The sequence below is a fragment of the Photobacterium sp. R1 genome, from assembly GCF_054600795.1.
Genome location: NZ_BAAHZP010000002.1, coordinates 593,540 through 604,391 on the forward strand (window position 1 = coordinate 593,540; position 10,852 = coordinate 604,391).

At 38.4% G+C, this 10,852-nt stretch carries 10 protein-coding genes; 1 reads left to right on the plus strand and 9 read right to left on the minus strand.

Going from position 1 to position 10,852, the window contains the following annotated elements; translation table 11 throughout:
- Positions 1-24 precede the first annotated feature (24 nt).
- The 5 genes from ACYP03_RS05720 to ACYP03_RS05740 all read right to left on the minus strand — a co-directional run bounded on the left by ACYP03_RS05720 (position 25) and on the right by ACYP03_RS05740 (position 2,699).
- Positions 25-603, minus strand: coding sequence for a sugar O-acetyltransferase (locus ACYP03_RS05720; RefSeq protein WP_459778828.1), 579 nt, complete (start codon positions 601-603; stop codon positions 25-27).
- 27 nt (positions 604-630) lie between these two features.
- Positions 631-1,140, minus strand: coding sequence for a GNAT family N-acetyltransferase (locus tag ACYP03_RS05725; protein ID WP_459778799.1), 510 nt, complete (start codon positions 1,138-1,140; stop codon positions 631-633).
- A gap of 1 nt (position 1,141) precedes the next feature.
- Positions 1,142-1,564, minus strand: a complete 423-nt coding sequence (locus ACYP03_RS05730; RefSeq protein WP_459778800.1) for a GNAT family N-acetyltransferase — start codon at positions 1,562-1,564, stop codon at positions 1,142-1,144.
- Between the two features lie 159 nt (positions 1,565-1,723).
- Positions 1,724-2,500 (minus strand): type I methionyl aminopeptidase, encoded by a 777-nt coding sequence (gene map / locus ACYP03_RS05735; protein WP_248142816.1) that lies wholly within the window; start codon positions 2,498-2,500, stop codon positions 1,724-1,726.
- Positions 2,487-2,699, minus strand: a complete 213-nt coding sequence (locus ACYP03_RS05740) for a ParD-like family protein (protein ID WP_248142817.1) — start codon at positions 2,697-2,699, stop codon at positions 2,487-2,489. The genes map and ACYP03_RS05740 overlap by 14 nt, the downstream gene beginning before the upstream one ends.
- A 170-nt stretch (positions 2,700-2,869) precedes the next feature.
- Between ACYP03_RS05740 and ACYP03_RS05745 the strand changes: the two genes are divergently transcribed.
- Positions 2,870-4,036 (plus strand): glutathionylspermidine synthase family protein, encoded by a 1,167-nt coding sequence (locus tag ACYP03_RS05745; RefSeq protein ID WP_459778801.1) that lies wholly within the window; start codon positions 2,870-2,872, stop codon positions 4,034-4,036.
- Positions 4,037-4,459: 423 nt separating this feature from the next.
- On the opposite strand, the gene ACYP03_RS05750 is transcribed toward ACYP03_RS05745, so the two are convergent.
- From ACYP03_RS05750 to ACYP03_RS05765, 4 genes are all read right to left on the minus strand, one after another.
- On the minus strand, positions 4,460-6,526 hold the full coding sequence (locus tag ACYP03_RS05750) for a peptidase domain-containing ABC transporter (RefSeq protein ID WP_459778802.1): 2,067 nt from the start codon (positions 6,524-6,526) through the stop codon (positions 4,460-4,462).
- A 653-nt stretch (positions 6,527-7,179) separates the two neighbouring features.
- Complete coding sequence (locus tag ACYP03_RS05755; RefSeq protein WP_459778804.1) at positions 7,180-8,430, minus strand: HlyD family secretion protein; 1,251 nt, start codon at positions 8,428-8,430, stop codon at positions 7,180-7,182.
- 581 nt (positions 8,431-9,011) lie between these two features.
- Positions 9,012-10,250 (minus strand): radical SAM protein, encoded by a 1,239-nt coding sequence (locus ACYP03_RS05760; RefSeq protein ID WP_459778806.1) that lies wholly within the window; start codon positions 10,248-10,250, stop codon positions 9,012-9,014.
- 69 nt (positions 10,251-10,319) lie between these two features.
- Entirely contained in the window at positions 10,320-10,472 is a 153-nt protein-coding gene (locus ACYP03_RS05765) for a hypothetical protein (protein ID WP_459778807.1), read from the minus strand.
- Positions 10,473-10,852: the final 380 nt, after the last annotated feature.

The window sequence follows — 10,852 nt, forward strand, 5'->3', positions numbered from 1 at the left end:
CTGTTTCAGCGGCTTCTTTTCCGGTCAGTCGGCCAGTGCTTCTGCCTTCGCGGAAGGCGTGATCGTTCGGATCACCCGGCAGGGATTACCGGCCGCAACGCAGTTATCCGGAATGTCTTTGGTCACGACACTCCCCGCGCCAATCACACAGTTATGGCCGATACGAATCCCCGGCAGAACAGAAACATTCCCGCCCAGCCAGACATTATCACCAATCCACACCGGTGCGCCGTCTTCGGTTTTCAGTCGCTCCAACGGATCAATCGGATGCGTCGCCGCAGAGATCATGACATTCGGCCCGATGAATGCATTTTCACCAATCGTCACCTTACACACATCCAGAATCGTCAGGTTATGGTTTGAGTAGAAATTCGGCCCGAGCTCAATGTTATAGCCGTAATCACAATAGAAAGACGGCTCCATATGGGCATCACCACGAAACTGAACCCGCTCAGCCAGAATCGCCATCCGGGCCGCCATATCGCTCGGGTCAGCCAGATTAAAGCGGTGACACATGATTTTGGCTTGCTTGCGATCATTGACCAATGCTTCGTCCCGGGCATTGTATTCCAGCCCGGCCATCATCTTTTCTTTCTCTGTCATCTGTTCAGACACCGCGTCCTCCTTCTCTCACAGTGCAATACCGTATAAAGCCAGATACCCGCCATTGGGCAAGGATTCCTGATTTTTCTCAAAACTGAATCCCAGCCGGGTCAGCAGGCTGATGCAACGGACATTCGCTGAATCCGTGATTGCCACCAACCGCCTTAAAGCCATTTCCTTACGAGCAAGGGTCATCATCGCCTCTGCCGCTTCGAAGGCGTATCCTTGCCCTTCAAAAGCAGGTAAATAGCCGTAACCCAAATCGATATCATCCAGACTGTCTCGCTTGATGAGGCCGCAGATACCAATCGGTATATCATCGCCTTGCAACGCAATCCGAAACAGCCCCATCCCGGGCGTTTCGTACATCGACATCAGATTTTTTGTCAGATAGTGGCGTGCATCCTGTGCCGAATGCAGCTGTTTATCTCCGACAAAACGTTTAAAGCCAGTGGTGTTATACAGCTCAAAAATAAAATCTGTATCTGATTCCGTGAGCGGACAGATGGTCAGGCGTTTTGTGTGAATCGATACCATGTCATTCATCCACAAGCGATTTCATCATGAAATGTTTATTCGAATGACGCGGAAAATCCTCCAGCGTCATCACGCAGTGATAGCCCTGTTTCTCGTAAAACGGGCGCGCCTGGAAGCTGAAAGTATCCAGCAAAACAGAGTGGCAGCCCTGTGCTCTGGCATACGGCTCAACCTGCGTCAGTAATTTGCCGCCAATCCCCAGATGTTGCAAGCTTGGGTCCACCCAAAGAAAATCAATCTGCAACCAGTTCCCCCAAACCGCGCCGCTGATCCCGCCCAATTTCTGGCCTTGTTCGTCCTGATAAAAACATGCCACTGGCTGATGCTCAATCTGACTAAGATGTGGCAGATTATGCGCGCGCAATCCCTCACGAATCGCAAGCAGATCGTCATCCGCCGGTTCGGTGGTGAATGAAAAAGACATGATCATCGTACTCCCTGATGCTGTGCTCAATTCTGAGCACAATGCTGACTTTAAGGATAAATTTCAAGACGATCCGTTTTTCGACGGTATAAAAAAAGCAGCCGGATAGAACGATGGGCTGCCTGGTCAATTATTTTGTAGCCATGTCGAAGCAATTGTTCAGATGCTTTGTTCTTCCGCTCTGAGCGTCAGCACTTCATAGCCGGTGTCTGTCACCAGGATCGTGTGCTCCCATTGCGCCGACAATTTTTTGTCTTTCGTAACCACCGTCCAGCCATCTTTCTTCGTTTTGGTTTTGAACGTGCCTTCATTGATCATCGGTTCAATGGTGAACGTCATTCCCGGCTGTAAGCGCAGCCCGCGTCCTTGATGGCCTACGTGAAGTACCTGCGGGTCTTCATGCATTTCTCGACCAATCCCGTGACCACAATACTCACGAACAACAGAATAACCATGGCTTTCTGCATGCTTTTGAATCGCATAACCAATGTCGCCAAGTGTCGCGCCGGGCTGCACCTGTTTAATTCCCTGCCACATGGCCTCATAGGTACATTTCACCAGGCGCATGGCACGGGGTTCAACTTCGCCAATGCAATACATTTTACTGGAGTCAGCAATGAATCCGTTTTTCTCCAGCGTGATATCCACATTGATGATGTCGCCAGACTTCAGCACACGATTTTCATCCGGCATGCCATGGCACACAACTTCGTTAATCGAGGTGTTCAACACATATGGGTAATCATACTGACCTTTACTGGCAGGTCTGGCAGCCAGCTCGCCCGTAATAAAAGTCTCGACCTTATCGTTAATCGCCATCGTCGAGACGCCCGCTGCAATATAGTCATCCAGCATCTTGAAGACCGAAGCCAGCAGCCGGCCGGATTCCCGCATCAGTTCAATTTCTTCGGCCGTTTTCAGATTAATTTTGTTCATGCATTAATTCCCGGACTGATTCCGCGTCGCTGAGGAGCAACTTCCGAATCAGCTCGTTATAGGTCAGGTCAGGATTCATTTCCGCCAGCAGACCCATTTTGATCCAAAACTCAGCCTGGGCATTGATTGAGCGTGACATCATCTGACTGGCTTTCCGGATTTCCTCGTGCAGTTCATCCGAGATTTTCACGATTCCCATGATTTGACTCGATATTATATGATTGATATACGGATTGTATATGTAATGTATAAAGCGTTCAATGGAATGCGATCAGGATCTAAGTCAGTCTTGACAGACACGAGCAGACTTTGCTTTCTGCGAAGAGCCGCACAATAATGTCGCTCTGTTTTTCATATTCGAGCAGTAGCATGATTCAGGTACCCATTACTCCCCGCCCCAACTGGAAAAACCTCGCCGACGAATTTGGATTTCGCTTTCATACGCTGGACGGTGAGCCGTACTGGATGGAAGACCGTTACTACCAGTTCAGTCTCAAACAGATTGAAGAAGAACTGGAAGCACCAACTGCTGAACTGCATGAAATGAGCCTGGAGGCTGTCGACCAGGTCCTGAAAGACGAAGCGCTGCTGAGAAAATTCCAGATCCCGGAAAACATGTGGGATCTCATCGTCAGTTCCTGGAAACAAAAAGCGCCCAGCTTGTACGGGCGACTGGATTTTTCCTACGATGGCAAACAACCGGCAAAATTACTTGAATTTAACAGTGATACGCCGACGTCCCTGTATGAAGCCAGCTTCTGGCAATGGCTGTGGCTGGAAGATCAGGTTAATGCCGGCAAACTACCAAGACGTGCCGATCAGTTTAACCTGATTCAGGAACTGATGATTCAGCGGATGGCTACCTTAGGCACCTATCAGCCGGGACAAACACTGCATTTTGCCTGTTGCCGCGACAGCATTGAAGACAGAGATACCGTTCAGTATCTGGAAGACTGTGCCAAAGAAGCCGGTTTGAAGATTTCGTTTGTTTACGTGGAAGATATCGGCGTGAATGAAGACGGCGAATTTACCGATCTGGACGATACGCCCATTCGCTGGATGTTTAAACTGTATCCTTGGGAGTTTATGTTCCGGGAAGAATATGCCGCATATCTGAAAACGGCCAATGTGAACTGGCTGGAGCCCATGTGGAAGAGCGTCAGTTCGAATAAAGCCATTCTGCCGCTGTTATGGGAAATGTTCCCGAATCATCCGAACCTGCTGGCATCCTACTTTTCCGATGATCCGAAGGCTGCCAGCCTGACTGATTTCGTGAAGAAACCGATTTTCAGCCGGGAAGGCTCAAATATCAGTGTGCATCGCGGTGGTGAACTGCTGCAACACGAGCCCGGCCCCTATGGGGAAGAAGGCTACATCGTTCAGCAATACACGCAACTCCCGCGTTTTGGGAATCACCATATGCTGATTGGCAGCTGGCTGATTAATGATGAACCGGCAGGCCTGACGATTCGTGAAGATGTAGGTTATATCACCAAAGATACATCGATGTTTATCCCGCATATTATTCTGGACTAACACAGAACAATCCCAGACGGCGGATTTATCCGCCGTCGAATCAATGAAAATCGAATCAACCACAAGACCAACACATGTCTGAAGCGTGTATGACATGTGTATTACTTCATGATTTCAGCGATCATGTGTCGCTCCTGTAGGAAAGACACAAAATATTGAACACACTGACTCTAAGCTGCACGATTCTTGAAGTTAATATTCTACAATTTTGACTAATTAGTTCAATACCATCCATTTTAACCAGCTGTGATTTTACGAGTGTTTCTGCTGAATTTAGGATGCCAACTTTACGCAAAAATCTCTGAGTTCTGCTATGATGTATGAAAATTACCTCTTAGTTTATTTGATTTCAGATTTAGTATCTTTAATCAAAATGAGTCACTCATTCTGAGTGAAGTGTCAGGTCTGGTTGAAGTAAAACAATTAACTCAACTCTAATTTCTTATGTGACATTTTTATTGATTCCTCTCGATGAGCTATCATGATGCGTGTCATATCAAGCTTAGATAGCTCAGCACACACAGATTTTTCACAATCTATGTCCAGAGCGCTTGTAGCTTCATCTAAAAAAAGTATTTTTGGTCTCCGATATAAAGCTCTCGCGAGTAGAATTCTTTGAGATTGACCGCCTGATAAGTTACTTCCAAGATCACCGACGACACTGTAATACCCCATAGGTAAGGAAGATATATGGTCGTGTATATTGGCTACCTTTGCACAATTTATAACATGTTCATAGTCTGGTTCTGAGTCAAAAAAGGTAATATTTTCAATGATTGTACCAGATAGAAGTGAGTCATTTTGCATTACCGCAGCTATATCATTCTGATAATTATCAAGACCAATTTTATTAATATCACGCCCATCAACTAAAATTCGACCTTCCGTTGGCTGTAAGATACCTGACATAATTTTAAGTAAAGTTGACTTCCCTCCCCCCGACTCTCCTGTTATTACCATAGATTCACCCGATTTTACACACAATGAAATACCTTCGAAAAGATAAGGCTCGTCTTTACCGTAACGAAAGGAAACATTTTCAAGAACAAGAGAACCACTACATGGCTCATATGGCAAAACACCATGTCTATATAATTCATGACCTTGATTAGTGATATCAGAAACTCTTTTAAGATGCACACTCATCATCCTAATTTCCAATATCGAGTCAAAAGCTTTAACCATAGAATTTGTAAACATCAACTTATAACTAATAAAAGCAAAAAACATACCTAAAGTTATTTCGGCATCTGAAATTAATCCAGCTCCTATGTACATAACCAATATAGTTTCAAAGCCAAGAATTAAATCTTGAGAGCTTTTCATGAAAATTTCAATTCTAGAACGATATATCTCAGAGTTTATAACGTCGGTGTAGAGGTTTTGCCATTTATTTTTAGTTTTAGAAATGGAGGATAAAAGCTTAATAGCTGAAATATTTCGTATGGTTTCGATAAAAAATGTTTGTTCAGAAGCCTCTGATTCAATAATATCATTAAGCCTTTGCTTTAAATAGGATATTGTTACTAATCTTGAGAATACAAAAATGGAAATGACTGAAACTTCTAGCAGTACTAAAAAAGGACTATATAAAAACATTAAAACAACAGTGCACAAAGCCATACATCCATCGACAATAACTTCTACAATTCGCTGTGATAGAATTTCTTTTATGGATGTTAAAGAGTTGAACCTTGATACCAAATCTCCAGTATGCCTTGTTTCAAAAAAATTAATCGGTAATTTTAACAAATGACTAAAAACGTTAATGGCTAATTGTAAGTTTAACAATGATGAAACCCTTACAATCAATAAGCTTCTAAATACGGATACTGAAACTTGAAACAAAAGTAGTATCCCGAATCCAAAAGCAACAGTTTTCAACATACCTTTATCATTTGATGTAATTACTTCATCTATCACGAATTGAGAATAATAAGGGAATGCAAGAATGCAGATTTGAATAATAAATGAAAGACTTATTAAATAAAAAAAACTTGTTCTTGCACCTTTAATACTTGCCCAAAGTTGACTTAGCTTAATTTTATCTCTATAATCATTTTTTTTGAAATTAATTGTCGGTATCAACTCTACAACTATACCAGTAAAACACCGACTAAACTCATCTCGAGAGATTGTTTTTATTCCTAAAGCTGGATCATGAATCTTAACTTTATTTACTCCAATTTTTTTTATAACAATGAAATGATTCATGTTCCAATGAGCTATACATGGTAGCTCAACCGCTTCAATTTGATCAGTTTCACATCGTATAGCTCTCGATGAAAAACCAATTTTCTCCGTTATATCAAGCAACTGCTGTACATTCATCCCATTAAATTTTGTTGCATAATGTGAACGAAGATAGGACAAATCCATTCGATTCCCATAATAAGATGAAATCATCGCAATACAAGCCAGACCGCATTCTGCAACCTCAGACTGCTGAATTATTGGAAGTTTCCTGTGTATTGATAAATTTATTCCCATATAGGTGTAAATCCCTTAAAATATTGATGATCAAGACCCACCATCTCAAAAAGTGGTTTTGCTTTCCCCTTGAAACGGGACAATGGTTTGCTCGCTAAAAAAACAAATTTACTCAAAGATAAACCCAAAGAAATTGAGTTCTTTCTTACTGGTTCTCAACCTGTTCCAGATATTTCACGTATGCCCAAATGATTTCCTAGCTAACTCCAGCTATATCAACACTATAGCCTTTACTAAAAATGATTACTCAGTAAGTCTTTTTCAAACATTTTTAAATTTCTTAAAACCCTCATACCCGCACGGCCTTTAACCGTTCCTAACAAATCAAATAGCAATTGAGTAGTATTTTTCAATAAATAAACAAAATTTATTCAGCTTGACTCTTTGACAGCTAAAACTACCAAAACATCTATAAATGCGATTACGTACTTCACTTGAAAATGTTCCAGTTAGTGCGTGAGAGCATTTTTTTGGAAACCCAAATATTATATTGGTAAAGCCAGAAAACGTATGATTATTTCTCATATCTGCTCTTGTTGCTGTTCATTCCTCTGTTGTAGAAATAACGAAAAAATCAAAGATGGTATATACTCCAGACCTGATCCAGGAACTGATCCAGGAACTGATTTCCCCACCCATCAGGACGATGGACTTTAGTTTTTATCAAATCTAATTGAGCTAAAGTTATCAATAATCCACTTAAAAACAGTCTTTTTCTCATGAATAATATCTGCCTTAACCTTCATACCTCTTTTCAGGTATACTTTTTGAGAATTTATTACTAAATATGGTTTATCGATCATAACTCTACTAATGTAATAAGGTTCAGATGAACTTTCCAGTTTCTTAAAATGAACGGCATCACTTACATAGTATATTTTACCATAGATAAAACCGAATGTTTGATATGGAAAAGCATCAATTTGAAGTTGAACTGTGTCTCCGTTTTCAATAAAAGCCGACGATTGGGTATTAATTTCTAACTCTGCAATCAGTTTAGAACCATAGGGTATAATCATTGCCAGAGAACTGGCTTCATCAATATAATCTCCAACATTGATATTGACCGAACTCACCAGCCCTTTTTTAGTTGCCTTTATGATTTTTTCACCACTATTTTTTAATTTTAATATTTCCTTTTTAACATCCGACAATTGATTGAGAATAATATTTTCATTTTTTCTATTTTTAATCTCATAATCAGATGATTCTATTTCAATATTGCTTATTTTTGACTGCCATGATCGCAATGCAAAATTGCTTTCCTCTATCCTCAGTTTCAACTCTATTAATTCATCAATTAATATATAATGATCAAGAGAGTTTTCTAAACCATCCTGCAGCAATTCATATGATGAATTTATAATTTCCTCTTTATTTATTAACTGTTCATTCAGTTGGGTAATCCGAGATTCAAAATATAATTTTTCCGTTCGTGCTGCTTCCAATTTCACTTTTATTAGCTTCTTAAAGTTCAAAAGAAGCTCTTGATTACGCTTAATTTCATTTTTTAAATTCCCCTCCTGAAGTTTCAGTTCGAATAATAATAAACTTAGGTAAGAGGTATCATCATAATAGTCTTCAGATACGATAGAGAAAAGGTTATCACCATTATTAACCAAGTCACCTTCTCTAATGTAGATCTTATTAACAACCCCATTATACCTTGGCTCAACTCTTATAATCCCCGAGCTACTTTCTATCATACCATGGACAACTGTTTTTCTAGAATAGTCAAACGATAGAACATAAAACAAAATCGAAATAAATAAAATTAAAACGACTACAAATATATATCTTGTTTTATGTGAATTTGCTAAATTAATAGTACCACATAGCCGATACTGTTCGTTCTCAAAAACTTCAGGCCTGAAAAGACTCTCTTGTTTATTATCTAATCCCATGATTTACTTGCTTTACATTATCAGTTTTAATTGACACGATGGCAAAACCATTAGAGCGAAACGCCGTAAAAATCTCGTTATTTTTTCATACATTCAATACTTCGAAAGATTTCTCTGTCATGTTTAATCCTGTTTAAATTTCTAATTTTCCACTCAAAAGTGAATAAGATAAAATTTACAATATTTTTCCAATTATTCGAAAAAATACCCCCTTGCCTAACTTACTCAGTAAAAACCATCAAAGTAGAAAAATAACCATCAATGTCTAATAATAACGTCTGAACGATTACAACATCATAATAAGACAATTGAAAATCAAAACCATGTTTGAGAAAAGATTTAATAATTTTTAATGCTTCCTATGTCAAAGAATGATTTTATCTCATCAAATCAATAGCGATCATTTATGATTTACTACATATGTATAACGATAATTACTGTCCCCAATGAAATTCATTCCATCTGGCATCGATAAAATTCAATCAAGATGATACCCTCTGTAGAAATAAGAACCAGAAAATTCTTATCCCACTATAATGATAACCTCAAATTATTTAAGAAATCTTCTGACTACGTATTACTCAAATTAAAAATCTATTTCCAAGTTTCTCTTTGATTTCATTTTCCGGGTATCCTGATGCTATTAGTTTCTCATTAGTTTTATCAAAAAGATACTTTATATCATTGCAATATATACTGGGATTATTAAAACCATTTTTTATTGAGTATCTGTGTTGTAGATCTCCCCCTCCACAAATTGTTTTGTAAAGGCAAGCATCACATTTTTCATGTTTATTTTTATATATTCTATCTATCTCCACAAATGTATTAGAGTTTAAATAGTCTAGAAAATAAATATTTCTAATATTGCTTTCATCACTAGCAGCTAGAAGTTTATCTGCTTCAGCCGGTAGGAATCTATCATAATGATAAAGCCCACCATCACTTCTTACAATAACCATTCTAAATGGTGTGAATTGACTTTTAGAAATCGAATTCAATTCAATTGTCATCGTTTTTTCATCTTCAATGTAATCATAGTTTCTTAAAGCATCAAGATAATCATTAATATTCTTGAACGCAATTTCAGGTTTTTCTGACCACTTTTCTACACAACCTAAAAGAGCTTCACCAAGATTATTTACATCAAAAAATGTATCAGATGTCCACTCATCATGTGTTGCATCTGGATATAAAAAGCTTATACGTTCGATATCCATCTCATCAACAAGATAGCTATAAGTACTGAGGAGATCTTCCTTATTTGAAACTACTGAAATTACACCAACAGCTGGAGCTTTATTCAGATCAATCCCCTCCTGAAGCATCTTTATTCCTCGGACAACATCGTCAAAGCTCCCACGACCCGATTTATAAACTCGAAATTTATCATGAATAAACTTGTTGCCATCGATAGAAACACCTACACCAATAGAATATTCATTAACAAGATCAATAAACGATTGATCAACAAGTGTTCCATTGGTTTGAACACCAAAAGTCAAGTTTGTCTTGTTTTCAAATTTAGAACGGAAGTTTTCCAAAATCTCTTTAAGATACTTTCTTTTTAAGAGAAGAGGCTCTCCTCCATGAAATACAATATCTAGATTATTTATTTTTACTCCAGACATCATCATATTTGATAGATCGGAGATTAATTTTTCTACGACATCTTTTTTGAAAATGGCAGGCCTTTGCCTATAGCTTTGGTCAGATCCATTGAAATAATAGCAATAACTACAATTTAGGTTACACCTTTCTGAAACCTTCACTATAATTTGAATCTTATCAAATATTTGAGTTGTAACTTCCGTATTCATGATCCATTCTACATTAAGATATAAAACATAAAATAGGCACTATGGTATAGTGCCTATGATTTTTATTTATTATAAACCTGGTTTATCTCTACCTGCACCGCGACTATGATCTTTGCGATTGTATCCACCAACAATCACTTCAATTTCCTTTTCATTTAGTACTTTAAAATCTTGTTTTTTCGATTTTTTTTGACGCAGAATTTTTACAACATTATCAAACATATTATTTCCTTTATATAGCATGATAAAAATCAATGATTATTCTAAAGTGAATACAAATATATAATTTCAACTAACAATATACCTGATTGAATTTACTTTATATTTATATGATATCTTCACTTTTAATAAATCATAATCACATTCAATGTCGCATATTGAACAAGCACATAGTTGCATAACATGCATGATGTCTCAATTATTTTTGCGGTTGAAATTCACAAAACATATGAAATACATTGAATTATTATATTTTTTGCGATCCATAGAACAAAATACCCACACTACTACAATAGCTTTAACATATGTAGTGGTTTAATGATCCCGGACACCAAATTAGGTGGTAAAGTCTCCACCGTAAATGAGGTGTTCAATGACAAAAC

Bases quoted from the DNA above. Each gene is read 5' to 3' on its own strand.
- ACYP03_RS05720 (WP_459778828.1), bottom strand. From the start codon at position 603: ATGACAGAGAAAGAAAAGATGATGGCCGGGCTGGAATACAATGCCCGG.
- ACYP03_RS05725 (WP_459778799.1), bottom strand. From the start codon at position 1,140: ATGGTATCGATTCACACAAAACGCCTGACCATCTGTCCGCTCACGGAA.
- ACYP03_RS05730 (WP_459778800.1), bottom strand. From the start codon at position 1,564: ATGTCTTTTTCATTCACCACCGAACCGGCGGATGACGATCTGCTTGCG.
- map (WP_248142816.1), bottom strand. From the start codon at position 2,500: ATGAACAAAATTAATCTGAAAACGGCCGAAGAAATTGAACTGATGCGG.
- ACYP03_RS05740 (WP_248142817.1), bottom strand. From the start codon at position 2,699: ATGGGAATCGTGAAAATCTCGGATGAACTGCACGAGGAAATCCGGAAA.
- ACYP03_RS05745 (WP_459778801.1), top strand. From the start codon at position 2,870: ATGATTCAGGTACCCATTACTCCCCGCCCCAACTGGAAAAACCTCGCC.
- ACYP03_RS05750 (WP_459778802.1), bottom strand. From the start codon at position 6,526: ATGGGAATAAATTTATCAATACACAGGAAACTTCCAATAATTCAGCAG.
- ACYP03_RS05755 (WP_459778804.1), bottom strand. From the start codon at position 8,430: ATGGGATTAGATAATAAACAAGAGAGTCTTTTCAGGCCTGAAGTTTTT.
- ACYP03_RS05760 (WP_459778806.1), bottom strand. From the start codon at position 10,250: ATGAATACGGAAGTTACAACTCAAATATTTGATAAGATTCAAATTATA.
- ACYP03_RS05765 (WP_459778807.1), bottom strand. From the start codon at position 10,472: ATGTTTGATAATGTTGTAAAAATTCTGCGTCAAAAAAAATCGAAAAAA.